This is a genomic window from Bacillus cereus group sp. MYBK79-1 (genome assembly GCF_051915365.1).
GTDB lineage: Bacteria > Bacillota > Bacilli > Bacillales > Bacillaceae_G > Bacillus_A.
The window spans coordinates 38348-54639 of record NZ_JBQAEO010000005.1 but is presented as its reverse complement, the minus strand read 5'-3'; the positions used below and the strand labels follow the sequence as shown (position 1 = coordinate 54639).

Below are 16292 nucleotides of genomic sequence, written 5' to 3'. Positions count from 1 at the left end.
ACCTCTTGTAAACACTTTTCTTTCATATGTCACAATTCCGTCACATTTAACCGTAAAAAATGAATCAAACATTCATTTTCTCATCCCTTTTAAAATGGATATTGATGTAAATGTTGTCCTCCATCCATTGTCATGCAAGTTCCATTTATGTACGCAGCTTCATCTGAACATAAATAATAAGCTAGACCTGCAATTTCTTCTGGCGTACCCAGTCTTCCAAGCGGAACACTTTGTATCGTACGTTTAGCCATTTCTTCTGAAATCCATAATTTATCAGCACCGCCCGTACGTTCAATAGGTCCTGGCGCGATAGCGTTGACTCGTATTCCATATTTACGTCCCCACTCAACAGCGAGTGTCTTCGTCATTGCTAATACTCCAGCCTTCGCTGCAGCCGAATGAATAACGCCCGGACCTGCATCCCATGCATATGTTGCTACCATGTTAATGATGTTCCCCTTTATACCTTTTTCAATCCAATATTTCCCGACAGCATGGCTACAGTAAAATGTACCGTTTAACACTATATTAATGACTGAATTCCAGCCATTCACGGACAAATCTTCTGCTGGACAAATAAAGTTTCCAGCTGCATTGTTTATTAAAACATCAATTCGTCCAAACTTCTCATCAATCTGTTCAATCATTTTCTGAATGTCATCCGTATTTCTTACATCCATTTGCACAGGTAATATTTGCCCTGGAAATTGTTCAATTTCCAACTTTGTTTCCTCTAGCTTTGCCTTTGTACGTCCTGTAATAACAACTCGTGCCCCTTCTTTTGCAAAACGAGTTGCCATTCCTTTCCCCATTCCGCTCGATCCACCTGTTATAATAACTACCTTTTCTTTCACATACATCCCCTCCAAAAAATGAATACACATTCATTTTATCATTTTATTTAATAGAAATCTTTATATTTTTAAACTTTTCTGATATTTTAACGTAAAGAGGTTTCTTTTCATTCGTTTTTTTCGTAATCTATACTACTTTTGTATTATTTAAAATATATTTTAAATAAACTGAAAGGAGATTTGAGTAACCTGTATATAACGAACACATGTAATACAAGTCAAATAGGTATACTCATATTTTTATGAAGAAAATTACAAGAAGAGATTTTTTAAAAACTGGCATGCGCACTTGTCTATATTCATTTATAACCACTAGCATCGGATACTATTACGCTAAGTATATTGAGCCTCATCTACTTTCTTTTACAGAACGTACACTTACATCACAACTCATACCAAAAAGTTTCAATGGTATGAAGATTCTTCAATTTAGCGATTTACATCTCGGATACTATTTCTCTCTTCAACATTTATCTCAAATCGTTTCTAAAATTAATGCTGTAAAACCTGATATTGTTCTTTTTACTGGCGATCTCATTGATAATTATCAAACGTATACTGACACACCTTTCGTTGCATCTATTTTAAAAAATATACAAGCACCCTTCGGCAAATTTTCTATTTATGGTAACCATGATCACGGCGGATATGGAACAGAGTACTACGAACACATCATGCGCGAATCGGGATTTGAACTGTTACTAAATAGTGAAAAGAAAATTCGTCTACTGGATAATAGTGAAATTTCAATTTTCGGTCTTGATGATATACTACTAGGCAAACCAAAAATAGAGGAGACATTACATCACGCGAAGCAAAACACTTATAACATTGTTCTTGTTCACGAGCCAGATATTGCACCCAAAATTGCTCAATATCCAGTTAACTTACAGCTTTCTGGTCATAGCCATGGTGGACAAGTACAACTTCCCTTTTTAGGCGCAATTATTACCCCATCACTCGCTAAAAACTATGTAGAAGGTTTCTATACGATTCAAGATTTAGCTCTCTATGTCAATCGAGGCCTTGGAAGAACACGTGTCCCATTCCGATTTATGTCAAAACCTGAAATTACGATTTTCACGCTCCAACATTCGTAATAATTCGCCTATTTTCTTACATAACCTTTCTTGTACGCGCTCATCCATGTTTCATTTACCATATGATAAAAGTGAGTCCAATAAAGGAGGTTTTTTCATGTATCCATATTATCAACCAATCCCAGTCCGTTCAGCACCTATTGGTCCAGTAGGCGACTCACGCTTTTTGCCGTTTTTTGGCGTCCCATTTCTAGCTGGTATTGCCGGTGGACTGCTCGGCGGAGCATTAGCTTTCGGTCCTAGACCGTATTACCCACCATATCCACCACCTTTCCCACCGCCAACACCTTATCCTTGTTATGGTGGACCTTGTCAACAACCATACTATTATTAATGTACCGCAACAATTCTACCAATGTTATTTCCTTTCTTAACCGATTCATGATCCATTAACATGCTTACAATAAAAACTATTCTCTCTACGCATCCTTCTATTTAGAGAACGTATAATAAGTAGAGAACAAAGTAAAAAAACCTCTTTTTTAAGAGGTTTTTTTACTTTGTTCTCATTATTCAGCATCCGTGTTTTGATACGCCATCTTAAACAACTTCACTTGGCTATCAATTTCTTCTGTACTACTATTAATAACATAGTAGTAGTCACCAGATTTATTTTGTTCACGTGTTTTCACATTATCAGCTAATGTAAGTTGTAAAATCGCCTTAATTCTCGCCTTCATTTCAATATCTAATATTGGGAAAGATATTTCTACTCGCTTCTCCATATTTCGTGTCATCCAGTCAGCTGAAGATAAGTATATTTTCTCTTCTCCATTATGATGGAAATAATAAATTCTACTATGTTCTAAATATCTCCCGACAACACTAACTACACGAATATTTTCACTTACATTTGGAATACCAGGCCTTAAACAACATGTTCCTCGAACGATAAGCTCTACCTTTACTCCAGCTTGTGATGCTTCATACATTTTTTTTATTAATGGTTTGTCTGTTAATGAATTCATCTTGGCGATAATATATCCATTTCCATATTGCCTATGATAACGAATTTCTTCATCTATTAAATCGATAAATTGCTCTCTTATATCAAATGGTGCAACCGATAAGTGATGAAAATGTGGCTTTGTTGTATAACCACTTAAATAGTTAAAGAAATTTGTTGCATCAACCCCAAAGTCTTTTCGTGATGTAATATACCCGAAATCAGTATATAACTTTGCTGTTGCATCATTATAATTTCCAGTCCCGAGATGTACGAACCTTTCGATTTTTCCATTTTTTCTTCTTACAACTAGCGTAATTTTACTATGTGTTTTCAAATGACTTACACCGTAAATAACGTGACAGCCTGCCTGTTCCAATTCTTTAGCCCAATTCACATTATTTTCTTCGTCAAATCTTGCCTTTAATTCAACTAATACCGTCACTTGTTTTCCTTTTTCAGCGGCTACCTTTAATGCCTGAATAATCGGTGAATCTCCACTTACTCGGTATAACGTTTGTTTGATTGCAAGTACATTCGGATCGTCTGCCGCATCACGTACAAAATCAACTACTGGCTGAAACGATTCAAATGGATGGTGTAATAAAATATCATGCTCAATTACTTTTTCAAAAACATCTTCCGCATCCCCTAAGTCTTGAGGGCGTTGCGGAATAAGAGCCGGATATACTAGATGTTCATATAAAGGAGCTAGTTTTTTATATAAGGAAAATAGACATGTTAAATCTAACGGTCCATCCATTATATATACATCTTCATCTTTTACTTCCAACACCTCATATAATAATGCTAACACTCTTTCATCAATATGCTCTTTGCCAACTTCTAAACGTACAGCAGCTCCCCACTTACGCTTCTTTAATTCCTTTTCAATTACCTTTAATAAATCCCTCGCACCTTCTTCATGAATCGTTAAATCCGCATTACGTGTAATACGGAAACGAGTAACAGACGACACTTTATATCCTGTAAATAATTTATGAGTAAAACCACTAATTATATCTTCTAATAAAATAAATTTATGCTTTTGCCCTTCACTCGGCAAAAATATGAAACGTTCAAGTAATGAAGGAACTTGTACAATCCCTAACTTCGTACGGTTTTCTTCCTCCACTTGTTTCTCATCATATAAAAGAGTAGCTAAATTCAAACTTTTATTTAATAACATCGGAAATGGACGATATGCATCGATAGCTACAGGTGTTAAGACTGGGAAAATTTGCTCATCAAAGTACTCTTCTATGAATTCTCTCTGTTCTTTCGTCAAATCATGGAACGTTAAACGCTCAATCCCCTCTAGCTCCAGTGCTGGCAATACATAATTTTTAAACGTATCATATTGTACAGTCATTAGTTCATGAGCCTTTATCGCAATTTTATTTAATTGCTTTTTTGGTGTTAATCCAGCCTTATTTTCTGGTTGGTTAAACCCCGCACTCACTTGATCCTTCAATCCTGCCACGCGTACCATAAAGAATTCATCCAAATTCGAGCTGAAAATGCTAATAAACTTTAATCTTTCCAAGAGCGGATTCGTTTCATCCTGTGCTTCTTGTAGTACACGTTCATTAAATGCTAACCAACTTAGTTCTCTATTGTTGTAATAAGCTGTATCATTTAAATTAACTATATTCCCCTTCAACATTTCCATCCTCTTCACACTTCCCTTGAAACTTTTTTACTATAATTTAGTTACTTTCATTTTAGCAAATTACAATATTCCAAAGTGTTAATTTTTTGTAAAGACATCCGTACAACTTAACATTTTGATTCAAAGGATAAATGGATAGGCGTTTTCAATACTCTTTCCAGCTGCTTTTTTTGTTTTTCAGCTTGCACTTTTTCCGCTAATGCCGATTGCTCACATACAATTTTACATGTTAATCCTTCTTTACTTTCTGTTATAGATATCGATTCAACAAGCGATCTTTGTCTTATATTTAGAGCTGCTGAAAATTGTAAAACAGCGCCTAATAGGCGAATTTTTTTTTGTTCGTTTTTATCAAACCATCCTTCAAATGGAGACAAATGTTGTTTGAATAACATTTTTGATTTATAAGACGCAATAAGCGCTAATCTAACTCGCTCTTTATGCATCATACCATCAATTGTTTTATTCGCTAATAAATAAAACGTATGTAGGCGGCTCGCTTCTTCGTCTATATATTTGCCTATATTAAATACTTTCGCTGCTTGATGGAATATTGCCCAGTCGTTTACTGACATAGTAATTAGCCCTGTTTCTTCAAGCTGTTGACAAATCACTCTTCCATGTTTAATAAGCTGAATTACAAATTCCATATCCACTTCATATTCATGTGATAATAAATGTAAACTTTCTTCGACTACGTTCGGATAATATGAAATCCCTAAATCTTTTGTTAACTCTTCATAGAAAACACCTTCTCGTAACCCTTTTCTACTTAACACAAATGCTGGTGCCTCTATAACATTAACAAGCGTATGAAAAACTTCGACTGCTGGAATAATTGTATCTGCTCGATCTTTTGCCAATCCTTCCAATTTTTGAAGTTCTATGAACGACAATGCTTCCAATTCTTCTTTCACATTTTTAATATCTTCTTCTTTCATTTTATATAAATGTACCCCTGCTATAGGATAACAAATTAAATTTTGATGGATTTTCACTAAGTTCCTCGCACTACCACCAATTGCAATAAGAGGCAATTTCTTATCAATTAACCATGGTAATGTTTGAAATTGATATTCTAAGTACGTTTGAATCTTTTCCAACTCGTCTTCAGTAGGTATATCCTCTTTAATAAATTGTTGCTTTAAAGAAAGTGCTCCAAAAGGAAAGCTATGGTACTCTAGAATCTCTCTATTTCGAAAGTATGTAACTTCTGTACTTCCTCCACCAATATCTACTGTAATTCCTTCAGAGAACGAAGTTGAATTCATAACTGCTAAATAGCCGTAACGTGCTTCCTCATATTCTGATAATACTCTAAGAGTAAAGTCTGTTTGTCCTTCAACCAGTTTTTTAACTGCCTCTTGATTCTCAGCCTGTCTAATTGTTGCTGTTGCAACACAAAGTACATGATGCAACTGGTGGAATCGCGTACTTTCTTGAAATTGAAATAATGTTTGTAACAATACCTCTATTCCTTCTTCAATCAACACACCATCAATTAAGTAATTCCTTAACCGAGCAACCACTTTCGTATTTTCAATCTCCTTATAAAAACCTCCGTTTTGCTTTTCATAAATAACTAAACGCATTGTATTAGATCCAATATCTATAATGGCATATTGCTGTTTTAATATTTCTTTCAAACTTCTCACTCTTTCATTATCAAATTTCTAAAGCACATTCTATTACTATTATACAAAATAGTTGTTTTTTGTAACAATATTGCTTTAATATTGAAAATATATACAATCACTTTTTGCATATAATAAAAACCTCTTTTATTTATGTTATAATAATGAAAAATTGAAAGGAGATTCAATATGAAACCTTCACAACCACAATCTCAATTACAAAACCAACATTCTATTAATCGACTAGCTCAATCTATTTTCGTTGTGAATCGTCATGCTAAAGCTGCAACTAATCCGAAGTATTTATACTGGTTAAAAAAGACGGCTTTAGAACGCTTAATTGCTGAAAAAAAAGCTATTAAAGAAGGATTACATTTTTCTAGAAATCCACGTTTTAGCCAACAACAATCTGATGTTCTTATACGTTTAGGTGATTATTTTTTCCATATTCCTCCTACCAAAGAAGATTTTCGAATCCTACCACATCTTGGTCATCTTGAATCCTCCTATCGAAATCCGAAAACAACCTTATCTTTAACAGTAGCAAAAAAAACACTTCAAGATTATATTGGTCCTGAAGCACTGAAACAAGAAAAAAAATTAAGTGAACCTGTCCCATGGTATAGTCGTACGTATACAAAAAAATAAAACAGTTTGGCCAATTGTAGGCCAAACTGTTTTATTTTTTCTCTTCTTTAATTTTAATATTTGCTTGTTTATAAAAAGCTATTTTTTCTGTATTGTAAGATTTTGTAAATTCATTAAACTTGTCTTTTTCTGATTCAATATCCTTATAAGATTGATTCACTACTTTTACTTTTTCACTAATATCTTTTAATTTTGTACCTTTATCTTGTAACATTGTATATAATTCTTTTTCTTGTTTTAACGATTTATTATAGCTATCATACATCTTGTTAAATGAATCTTGTCGTTTCTCATATGTGCTTTTCACTTTATCCGCTTGATCTTTCAATTTCTTATCTTCAATTTTCTTCACATATTTATCTGCTGATTTTACTTCTTCTTGTGCCTTACTTAAAGATTCTTTTTCTTTTTTAAGCACTTTGTCTCGTTCATCTGTATTTTTCACTGCTTGGTTCAATTTTTCCTTAACAACTTGATTATTATCTTTTCCTTCTTGAACAATCTGGTTATATAATTCTTGTCCCTCTTTTTCTAAAGTTTCAAGTTTCTTTGCATCTTCAAACATTGTTTTTTCTTGCTTTGCAGCATTTTCAAATGCAACATATAATTCCTCTTCTGGTTTCGGTCCGAAACAACCGGCTAATAAAGTCATTGATAATGCAGTTACAATTGCTAATTTACTATATTTCAACATCTTCTTCCTCCTACTTATATACGATCATCGTGTAAAAAGCTATGAAAATTATATATCCTTCTATAAACTCCATACTCGCACCTTTTCTACGAAAATCATTGATATTGTTTATAATGCTTGTACAAATTGTATTACTTAAAATTACATTTTACTTTTTTGAACCAATTAGCAGTTTCATATCCATCTTTTACTTAACACTTTCTAAAGCCTGTTCATACTATGTATTACATAAAAGTACAACGGAATTCATCACAGCCATAATAATTTGAAGAACAACAGTAATAATAATTCACCTGATAAAAGATGATCGTTGTTCTCTCACGTCTATCATTCTATCATTCCCTTTCCGGCTTTCTATCAAATAATCTATTTGTTCATTTTACACAGTATAAATGCTATCTTGCAACAACTTACAATTATTCTTGTCATTCCCTAAAAAGGAAAAGTGTAGAGCATGCTTTCCTCTACACTTTTAAAATGAAACACATTGTGCAAAATGCATTGACACATCCATCATAATTATATGCTTATTCCATATATTTTTAAAGACTTTTATTACAATAAAAGTTCTTTTTGTAATAAAAGTCAAAAAAATGTTACATTCAAAACTTCTTCATATCATATTTCTTCAAATCAAAGTTTCACTCATTTTCTTACAAATCCCTATGCTGGTACAATTGATTTTGTGCCTTTCTTAACAATTCTTCAAAAGTTTTTCCTTCTATTGGATAACTAGCAGCTCCAAATAATAGCGTCATACTTAACAAACCATTTTCTATTTCACTTTCAATATTTTTCATTAATCGATTTGTTATTGTCGACTTTTCATGTCCCTTATCAATCGCCACAATAACATACTTATTTTCATCCCACCTAGTAACGACATCTCCTTTACGAATTGTCTTTACAATCGTACTCTCCAATTTTTGTACTAACACCTCCAATTTTTTTTCTTGCACTGTTTCTTTTAGTTCTTTCCATTCTTTCACAGAAAGAATGTACACTGTAATATTATGAGAATCCCGTTCTGATAAAGCAGCTACTTTCTCAAAGAAATCAACTACAAAATCATTACTTGCCATTCCCCCTACTTCCGTATCCATACGCCCACTCGCTCTTTTATCATACCAATGTCCAAAATAATAGCTGAGTATCATTTGCAATATATAAATAATAAAGACGGTATAAAATGATCGCGAATCCAGTTTTGTAATTACATCCTGAAGCGCAATCCATTCTGTAACTGCCACTGTATTCCCAAGTAATAACCCACTAATTTTCCCTTTATGTTTCATACTTCTCCTCCTTTCTATACCAATATATGTTTCTATAACAATTATGTTTTTCTACAAAATAAAAAATGTACATATTGAGTGTACATTTCCGCTTAAGCTTGTCTACCATTTCTATTCTATTTCATATATATACTATATATCGTTTTAGAAAGAGGTGACTTATATGCTACAAAAAGAGAATCTATCAGATATTATACGTTTACTAGCAGGTTTTCTATTATCATTAAAATTACTGTTTAATTCTTTCGGAGTGAACTTTATTACAAACGATCAAATTGATGCTATTGTAAATGTTGCTTCCTTTCTTTTCATTTTATATTTTGTTTATAAAAATAATTATGTAGGAAAAAAAGGAATCGAGCAAAAAAAAGTACTCAAAAAACACAACCTTCATTAAAAAAGGAACCTTTCATACAGGTTCCTTTTTATCATTGCCGCACAACAACTTCATTTGTTTGCAGTGGACCATATGATACTCCGTTATATTGAAATGTATATGTAGCCTGAAATAATGCGTTTTTGAGTGCTTTATCTTTATTTGCTTTTATTTTACAAATTAATTCTACCTTTTCATTCGGTAATAAATTATCGATTCGCCACCTTACAAGCTGGAATAGAAACTCACTTATCCCCTTATCTGCCTTTAATGAATTTGGGATGTATGCAAAATAATCTCGAATCATATGACTTACTACAACTCGTGAAATCATTTCTATTCCTTTATTTTCAACTTCAATTCGAATAATAAGTATGTCGTTTGCATCATAGGTCAGTTCATATAAAAATTTTTCTTTATACATACTACGGATTTGCAATGTAACTGCTACATTAGGACATTCGTTTTCCTTTTTTGAGCCATCAATCCATAATACCGGTTGTAGCGGTATTGAACGCCTTCCTTGATCCGAAATTCGTTTCCATATTTCCACAATAATATTCACCCCATTTCAGATGCATCATTCATACGACCTTATTCTGCCTCTCTACACAATATTAATAAAGCTTGCTACAAACGATATATAGTTATTACTCTTCCTTTTATCCTATTCGACAATATAAAGAAAAAACCATTTTTCCTCTGTTAACTGAAAGTATTCTTGCTGAAATATTTTTTTACAATTTCCTTCATTGACTTTATACCAACATTAAGTATTACTCACTCTTTCGCAGTCCATACAACAGAATATTTTGACGGATGAAAAAGTTTGCCTTTTAGTCAAATTTGACTATAATATTCTTTATGGCTTGTGCACTTGTGTAAATTGATTTGAAAGAACTATCCTTTACATTTTTATGCGCTGCACTCAAAACTTAATATAGTTTACTTATTTTTAAAGGAGGGTTATATTTGGAATCTCAATTATCAAAAAAAGACTCCAACAAGACAAAATTTGTTGTTGCTGGTTTACTACTTGGTATTTTAATGGCGGCAATGGATAATACAATCGTTGCAACAGCAATGGCAACGATCGTTGGAGACCTAGGAGGATTTGACAAGTTCGTTTGGGTCACGTCTGCATATATGGTAGCAACAATGGCAGGCATGCCTATCTTCGGAAAACTTTCCGATATGTACGGACGGAAACGTTTTTATATCGGTGGTCTCATTCTTTTCTTATTCGGTTCCGCACTTTGCGGAACAGCATCTAGTATTGAGCAGCTAAGTATTTATAGAGCAATTCAAGGAATCGGGGGCGGTGCTCTTATGCCTATTGCCTTCACAATTATGTACGATATATTCCCACCAGAAAAGCGCGGAAAAATGACAGGACTATTCGGTGCGGTTTTCGGGACATCTAGTGTATTCGGTCCTTTATTAGGTGCTTATATTACAGATTATATAAGTTGGCATTGGGTCTTCTATATTAATATTCCATTAGGGCTTATCTCCTTCTTCTTCATTACTAAATACTACAGTGAATCTCTAGAATTTAGAAAACAAAAAATTGATTGGGCTGGCGCTATTACACTTGTTATTAGTATCGTTTGCTTAATGTTCGCCTTAGAACTTGGTGGTAAAGAATACGCATGGAATTCCACTGTAATTATCGGTTTATTTACAACAGTTGTTATTATGCTCATTATTTTCTTCTTCGTAGAACGAAAAGCAACCGAGCCTATCATTTCTTTCCATCTATTTAAAAAACCTTTATTCGCAGCTAGCCAAGGCGTTGCCTTCTTCTATGGTGCCGCTTTTATTATCTGTACAGTTTATATCCCTATCTTCGTTCAAGGTGTTCTCGGCGGTTCAGCCTCAAATGCTGGATTAATTTTAACACCTATGATGGTTGGCTCTGTAATTGGAAGTCAAACAGGTGGACAGTTAGCTTCTCGAACAAGTTATCGTAACATCATGATCGTATCTGGCGTTTTCTTTGTAATTGGTATTTATTTACTAAGCACTTTAACAATGGATACACCTCGTCTACTTGTAACACTATTTATGGTTCTCACTGGACTTGGAGTTGGTTTCTCGTTCTCAGTTTTAAGTATGTCTTCTATCCACAAGTTAGAAATGCGAGACCGTGGTTCTGCTACATCAACAAACTCATTCTTCCGTTCACTCGGTATGACTCTTGGTGTAACAATTTTCGGTACCATTCAAAATCATATTTTTACTACTAAATTAAGCACGGTGTTCCCTCCTGAACTAGCTAAATTAGCTCCACAAGGCGGAGACACAAGTTTCTTATTATCACAAGGTGCTACCGAGAAGATTCCAGCTGAAATATTAACTGGTATAAAAGAGGCTCTCGCTACATCTATTGCCAGTACATTCTTCTGGGCACTGATCCCGGCTGTACTAAGTATTATTTGTATTTTACTTATGGGAAATGAACGCCTCTTTACAGGACCAAAAACGAAACAAAAACAAAAGCAAGTAAGTTAGTATAGAGAAAAGAAACGGCATATCCCTTTATGAAAATGGATATGCCGTTTATAATATGTATAAAGTTTTTATTTATAGGAGTTGAAACAGCATGAGCATGAAATTAGTCATTCTCGGCTTGCTACTCGAAGGGGATAAACATCCATATGAAGTGCAACACATCATGAAAGAAAGACAAATGGATTGTTATATTAAATATGCAAAAGGATCACTTTACTACGCCTTTGAGCAATTAGAAAAGCAAGGTGCAATTTGTATTACCACGATTGTTCGAGATACGAATAGACCAGATAAAACAATCTTTCATATAACTGAAGAAGGTAAACAATTATTTCACAAGTTACTATTAAAACAATTCGAGGCAAAAAATCAAATATATAAACCGATTTATTCGGCACTCTCTTTCGCTCAGTTTGGTGATGATCGAGAGTTAGTTCCGATTTTAGAAAAAAAGAAAAATGATACCGTTCAATATTTACATAAAATGCAAGCTATTTATGATTGTAGCAAAGGACAAATTCCACGTGCACAACTATATATTTTACAAAGTGTTATTGAACATATTACAGTTGAATTACAGTGGTTAAACACCCTCCTCACAGATGCAATTGCAGGGCGACTTTCAGAAATTGATATAGATGAAGGTTAAACTTATAAAGAAGAAACTGTAAAAAGGCGATAAAGTTATTTCATTTTAAAACCTAACACAAGCATACCCCCGTTCTAATTTAGGACGGGGGTATCGTATAGTTGTTTAGTTTTTGATATAACATGAACCGATTGTTAAATAACACAACTGACGTCTTCTCTCTGTACAGATACCCACTTCTTTATAAGTTTAATCGTACTTCATTTCAATTTCCCCACCACTCTTCACCTTCTTTTAAATCAGAAAATTCTAAATTATTGTAATGAAAAACTTTAGAATTTTCTTATTTTAAAACAGTAGACAAAATTCCAAAAATTGTGTTAGAATTTGTTTCAATATCATATCGCTTGTTAACTTCCTTTCAAAAGGAAAATAGGTACACGAAAATTTCGTTTCGTGTTTAAAAGGGAAGCTTGGTGAAACTCCAACACGGTCCCGCCACTGTAAATGCTGAGATTTCTTTTTAGCGCCACTGTGAAAACGGGAAGGTGAAAGAAATTATATGAAGCATAAGTCAGGAGACCTGCCTGTTTTAACAACACTGATAGATTCACGGATGATGATGAGGTGTTAAAACAAAAAGGAAGGCTTATTCTCTATGCCTTTATACTTTTTGTTATAGGTATTTCCTAGTAAACGGAAATGCTTACTTTCAATTAGGGAGGAATTTGAAATGGCAATTCAAACAAGTAATTTAGGTTATCCACGTATCGGACTACAAAGAGAGTGGAAAAAAACATTGGAAGCTTTTTGGTCCAATAAAATCGATGAAAAACAATTTTTAACTACGATGAAAGAAATTCGCCTTCAACACGTTAAAGTACAGCAAGAAAAAGGGATTGAACTCATCCCAGTTGGCGACTTTACATATTATGATCACGTTTTGGATACTGCTTATATGCTAGGATTTATCCCATCACGTTTTTCTGAGTTTACATCTTACCTTGATGTATATTTTGCAATGGCGCGTGGCTCTAAAGATCACGTAGCTTCCGAAATGACAAAATGGTTTAACACAAACTATCATTATATCGTTCCTGAATATGAAGAGGGATTACAAATCTCTTTAAAAGATAATCGTCCTCTTCGCTTATATGAAGAGGCGAAACAAGAATTAGGAGTAGATGGAAAACCTGTTATTTTAGGACCATATACTTTCTTGAAATTAGCTAAAGGCTATACAAAGGAGCAATTTACTACTATTTTAAAAGAGTTAGTTGCACCTTACGTACAACTGCTTTCAGAACTACATGCAGCTGGTGCACAAGTTATTCAAGTCGATGAACCGATTTTCGCTTCTCTAACAAACGAAGAAATTCAACAAGCAAAAGAAATTTATGAAGCTATTCGTAAAGAAGTTCCAAATGCGAATCTTCTTTTACAAACATATTTTGATAGTGTAGAAGAAAACTATGAAGAAATTATTACATTCCCTGTATCCGGTATTGGCTTAGATTTCGTTCATGGTAAAGAAGGTAATCTACATGCTATTTCAAAATATGGATTCCCAGCTGATAAAACTTTAGCTGTCGGTTGTATAGATGGCCGTAACATTTGGAGAGCTGACCTTGATGAAGTTCTTACGTTATTTACAACGTTACAAAAACAAGTCCAAACGGAAGATTTCATCGTTCAGCCTTCTTGTAGCTTATTGCATACACCAATCGATAAAACAGAAGAAACTCACTTATCGACTGAGCTATTTGATGCGTTAGCATTTGCAAATCAAAAATTAGAAGAGTTAGTTCTTATTCATTCCGCTCTGACTCAAGGTACAGAAAGCATTAGTAATGAGCTGGAAACATACCGAAATGTACATCATACAATTCGTTCATCTGCTGCACGTAACCGAGAAGATGTTAAAGCAACACGAACAGCACTAAAAGAAGAAGATTTTTCACGCCCTCTTCCATTTGAAAAACGATACGAATTACAACAAGTTGCCCTGGAGTTACCATTATTACCAACAACAACAATCGGTAGCTTCCCGCAAACAACTGAAGTTCGTCAAACGCGAAAAGAATGGCGTAACGGTGTTATTTCAAATGAACAATATGAACAATTTATTGAAAAAGAGACAGAAAAATGGATTCGTTACCAAGAAGAAATTGGTCTTGATGTCCTTGTACATGGTGAATTTGAAAGAACTGACATGGTCGAATATTTTGGTGAGCGCCTTGCTGGTTTCTCATTCACTAAAAACGGTTGGGTTCAATCATACGGTTCCCGCTGCGTAAAACCACCTGTTATTTATGGTGATGTAGCCTTTATTAGCGGAATGACTATTAAGGAAACTGTTTATGCACAAAGTTTAACAGAGAAAGTTGTAAAAGGAATGTTAACTGGACCTGTTACGATTTTAAATTGGTCCTTCGTTCGAAATGACATTCCAAGAAAAGAAGTTTCATATCAAATTGCATTAGCTCTTCGTCACGAAATTGAACTACTTGAATCTTCCGGAATTCGAGTAATCCAAGTCGATGAGCCAGCACTTCGTGAAGGAATGCCACTAAAAGAAAAAGATTGGGATGCTTATATTACATGGGCAGTACAATCCTTCCTTTTAGCAACTTCTTCTGTAGCAAATGAAACACAAATTCATACTCATATGTGTTACAGTAACTTCGAAGATATTGTTGACGCGATTCGCGCATTAGATGCAGATGTGATTTCTATTGAAACATCAAGAAGTCATGGAGAATTTATTGACACATTAAAACATACAACATATGAAAAAGGCATCGGTCTAGGTGTATATGATATTCATAGCCCACGTGTACCGAGTAAAGATGAAATGTATAAAATCGTAGAACAATCTTTAGAAGTATGCGATCCTAAATATTTCTGGATTAATCCTGATTGTGGTTTAAAAACGAGAAGAACGGAAGAAGTTATCCCGGCTTTAGAACACATGGTGCAAGCAGCAAAAGATGCTCGTTCCCTGCTAAAAACAAACGCATAACAAAAATGGGTTATCCTTTTTGAGGATAACCCATTTTTATTCTTTACTTTCAAAAAAGAATTCGTATTGTATTTTATATAATTCATCATCCGTTGGTTCTTCAAGAGGAGTTGCCTGTAATACAACTGTATACTCACCATTCGGAATAGGGATTTGAAATTTATTTGAAAGAATACTTGTTACAACGATACATTCATTTTCAACTGTGAAAGGAACTGTAACCGTTCTAACCACTTCTTCTTTCTCAATATGTTTCCCTGGGGTTACTTTTACTTCACAAATATAATCAGAGAGTGCTTCAAAAATAACAGTTCCATCCGCCTTCGCATAACCTCTTTCAAAATCTTCATCTGTCCAGTCAACATAAGGCTGCTCACCGTCATAGTTCATCAACATTAATTGCGAATACGAAATTGTTAACTCCATCGTTCCCCTTCTCCTTCATTATGAAATATGCAACTACTACTTTACGTCAAATTTCACACGCGTACCATCTGGGTATTTATCTAACTTATTTCCTACCCAAGACCCTGCCCCGCGGTTATCTGCCGGACTTATATATTCAATATGTGCTCCTTTCCCGCCTTCTTTACACATCGCCATTGGCCATTCATCACGATCATACCCTTTTTTTGATGGGTATGGAGCTAACGATAATTTTCTTCTATCCGCAGCACCACCACGGTCTATTGTACAAACTTCTGAATGTCCTTCTTTTATAGCATCCGTAATATGTTTCCCTGTCTCTGGATATCGCTCTTTCGGAAATTCTAGAACTTGATCATACGCATTTGCTTTTTTGATACTTGTTTCCTCTGGAACAAGTACTTCATAAACCGCTACTACAATAGAAAGGATTGCAATAATTGAAATGATAATACCTTTTAATTGCTTCATGTATACCTCCATAATTCTACCAGTTTCTTTTCCTCAGTTATTATAACAAAC

At 34.1% G+C, this 16292-nt stretch carries 15 protein-coding genes and 1 riboswitch; of the genes, 7 read left to right on the top strand and 8 right to left on the bottom strand.

Annotated elements, in window-relative coordinates:
- Positions 1 to 89 precede the first annotated feature (89 nt).
- A complete protein-coding gene (fadH, locus tag ACTFOB_RS10675; protein WP_440025904.1) occupies positions 90 to 854 on the bottom strand; it encodes a 2,4-dienoyl-CoA reductase in 765 nt (254 codons plus the stop codon).
- Between the two features lie 242 nt (positions 855 to 1096).
- On the opposite strand from fadH, the gene ACTFOB_RS10670 reads away from it, so the two are divergent.
- Both ACTFOB_RS10670 and ACTFOB_RS10665 read left to right on the top strand, forming a co-directional pair.
- Positions 1097 to 1954 carry a metallophosphoesterase gene (locus ACTFOB_RS10670; RefSeq protein ID WP_440025903.1) on the top strand — a complete coding sequence of 286 codons (858 nt, stop codon included), beginning with the start codon at positions 1097 to 1099 and terminating at the stop codon, positions 1952 to 1954.
- 97 nt (positions 1955 to 2051) lie between these two features.
- Positions 2052 to 2288 (top strand): hypothetical protein, encoded by a 237-nt coding sequence (locus ACTFOB_RS10665; protein WP_076539903.1) that lies wholly within the window; start codon positions 2052 to 2054, stop codon positions 2286 to 2288.
- A gap of 175 nt (positions 2289 to 2463) precedes the next feature.
- Here ACTFOB_RS10665 and ACTFOB_RS10660 read toward each other — a convergent pair whose 3' ends face one another.
- Positions 2464 to 4572, bottom strand: coding sequence for a polyphosphate kinase (locus tag ACTFOB_RS10660; protein WP_440025902.1), 2109 nt, complete (start codon positions 4570 to 4572; stop codon positions 2464 to 2466).
- Between the two features lie 107 nt (positions 4573 to 4679).
- Positions 4680 to 6218: an exopolyphosphatase gene (gene ppx, locus ACTFOB_RS10655; RefSeq protein WP_440025901.1), complete on the bottom strand. Its 1539-nt coding sequence runs from the start codon at positions 6216 to 6218 to the stop codon at positions 4680 to 4682.
- Positions 6219 to 6395: 177 nt separating this feature from the next.
- On the opposite strand from ppx, the gene ACTFOB_RS10650 reads away from it, so the two are divergent.
- Positions 6396 to 6854: a YkyB family protein gene (locus tag ACTFOB_RS10650; protein ID WP_000804864.1), complete on the top strand. Its 459-nt coding sequence runs from the start codon at positions 6396 to 6398 to the stop codon at positions 6852 to 6854.
- A 31-nt stretch (positions 6855 to 6885) separates the two neighbouring features.
- Here ACTFOB_RS10650 and ACTFOB_RS10645 read toward each other — a convergent pair whose 3' ends face one another.
- Positions 6886 to 7548 carry a YkyA family protein gene (locus ACTFOB_RS10645; RefSeq protein ID WP_151632819.1) on the bottom strand — a complete coding sequence of 221 codons (663 nt, stop codon included), beginning with the start codon at positions 7546 to 7548 and terminating at the stop codon, positions 6886 to 6888.
- A gap of 653 nt (positions 7549 to 8201) precedes the next feature.
- Positions 8202 to 8843: a diguanylate cyclase domain-containing protein gene (locus tag ACTFOB_RS10640; RefSeq protein ID WP_440025900.1), complete on the bottom strand. Its 642-nt coding sequence runs from the start codon at positions 8841 to 8843 to the stop codon at positions 8202 to 8204.
- Positions 8844 to 9006: 163 nt separating this feature from the next.
- Between ACTFOB_RS10640 and ACTFOB_RS10635 the strand changes: the two genes are divergently transcribed.
- A complete protein-coding gene (locus ACTFOB_RS10635) occupies positions 9007 to 9240 on the top strand; it encodes an SPP1 phage holin family protein (protein ID WP_440025899.1) in 234 nt (77 codons plus the stop codon).
- A gap of 31 nt (positions 9241 to 9271) precedes the next feature.
- On the opposite strand, the gene ACTFOB_RS10630 is transcribed toward ACTFOB_RS10635, so the two are convergent.
- Positions 9272 to 9772 carry a hypothetical protein gene (locus ACTFOB_RS10630; protein WP_440025898.1) on the bottom strand — a complete coding sequence of 167 codons (501 nt, stop codon included), beginning with the start codon at positions 9770 to 9772 and terminating at the stop codon, positions 9272 to 9274.
- A 419-nt stretch (positions 9773 to 10191) separates the two neighbouring features.
- Here ACTFOB_RS10630 and ACTFOB_RS10625 point away from each other — a divergent pair, with 419 nt between their 5' ends.
- The 3 genes from ACTFOB_RS10625 to metE all read left to right on the top strand — a co-directional run bounded on the left by ACTFOB_RS10625 (position 10192) and on the right by metE (position 15344).
- Entirely contained in the window at positions 10192 to 11733 is a 1542-nt protein-coding gene (locus tag ACTFOB_RS10625) for an MDR family MFS transporter (protein WP_440025897.1), read from the top strand.
- 91 nt (positions 11734 to 11824) lie between these two features.
- Complete coding sequence (locus ACTFOB_RS10620; protein ID WP_212955702.1) at positions 11825 to 12382, top strand: PadR family transcriptional regulator; 558 nt, start codon at positions 11825 to 11827, stop codon at positions 12380 to 12382.
- A gap of 357 nt (positions 12383 to 12739) precedes the next feature.
- A riboswitch (cobalamin riboswitch) is annotated at positions 12740 to 12927 on the top strand.
- Positions 12928 to 13055: 128 nt separating this feature from the next.
- On the top strand, positions 13056 to 15344 hold the full coding sequence (gene metE, locus ACTFOB_RS10615; protein ID WP_440025896.1) for a 5-methyltetrahydropteroyltriglutamate--homocysteine S-methyltransferase: 2289 nt from the start codon (positions 13056 to 13058) through the stop codon (positions 15342 to 15344).
- 36 nt (positions 15345 to 15380) lie between these two features.
- Here the strand turns inward: metE and comJ are convergent, their stop codons facing one another.
- Both comJ and nucA read right to left on the bottom strand, forming a co-directional pair.
- Positions 15381 to 15770, bottom strand: coding sequence for a competence protein ComJ (comJ, locus tag ACTFOB_RS10610; protein ID WP_440025895.1), 390 nt, complete (start codon positions 15768 to 15770; stop codon positions 15381 to 15383).
- Positions 15771 to 15806: 36 nt separating this feature from the next.
- Positions 15807 to 16241, bottom strand: a complete 435-nt coding sequence (gene nucA, locus ACTFOB_RS10605; protein ID WP_440025894.1) for a DNA-entry nuclease — start codon at positions 16239 to 16241, stop codon at positions 15807 to 15809.
- Between the last annotated feature and the right edge of the window lie 51 nt (positions 16242 to 16292).

What these genes read in the sequence shown, in the direction of transcription:
- nucA (WP_440025894.1), bottom strand. Translation starts at nt 16,241, where the DNA reads ATGAAGCAATTAAAAGGTATTATCATTTCAATTATTGCAATCCTTTCT.
- ACTFOB_RS10660 (WP_440025902.1), bottom strand. Translation starts at nt 4,572, where the DNA reads ATGGAAATGTTGAAGGGGAATATAGTTAATTTAAATGATACAGCTTAT.
- ACTFOB_RS10650 (WP_000804864.1), top strand. Translation starts at nt 6,396, where the DNA reads ATGAAACCTTCACAACCACAATCTCAATTACAAAACCAACATTCTATT.
- ACTFOB_RS10620 (WP_212955702.1), top strand. Translation starts at nt 11,825, where the DNA reads ATGAGCATGAAATTAGTCATTCTCGGCTTGCTACTCGAAGGGGATAAA.
- ACTFOB_RS10635 (WP_440025899.1), top strand. Translation starts at nt 9,007, where the DNA reads ATGCTACAAAAAGAGAATCTATCAGATATTATACGTTTACTAGCAGGT.
- comJ (WP_440025895.1), bottom strand. Translation starts at nt 15,770, where the DNA reads ATGGAGTTAACAATTTCGTATTCGCAATTAATGTTGATGAACTATGAC.
- ACTFOB_RS10640 (WP_440025900.1), bottom strand. Translation starts at nt 8,843, where the DNA reads ATGAAACATAAAGGGAAAATTAGTGGGTTATTACTTGGGAATACAGTG.
- metE (WP_440025896.1), top strand. Translation starts at nt 13,056, where the DNA reads ATGGCAATTCAAACAAGTAATTTAGGTTATCCACGTATCGGACTACAA.
- ACTFOB_RS10665 (WP_076539903.1), top strand. Translation starts at nt 2,052, where the DNA reads ATGTATCCATATTATCAACCAATCCCAGTCCGTTCAGCACCTATTGGT.
- ACTFOB_RS10670 (WP_440025903.1), top strand. Translation starts at nt 1,097, where the DNA reads ATGAAGAAAATTACAAGAAGAGATTTTTTAAAAACTGGCATGCGCACT.
- ACTFOB_RS10645 (WP_151632819.1), bottom strand. Translation starts at nt 7,548, where the DNA reads ATGTTGAAATATAGTAAATTAGCAATTGTAACTGCATTATCAATGACT.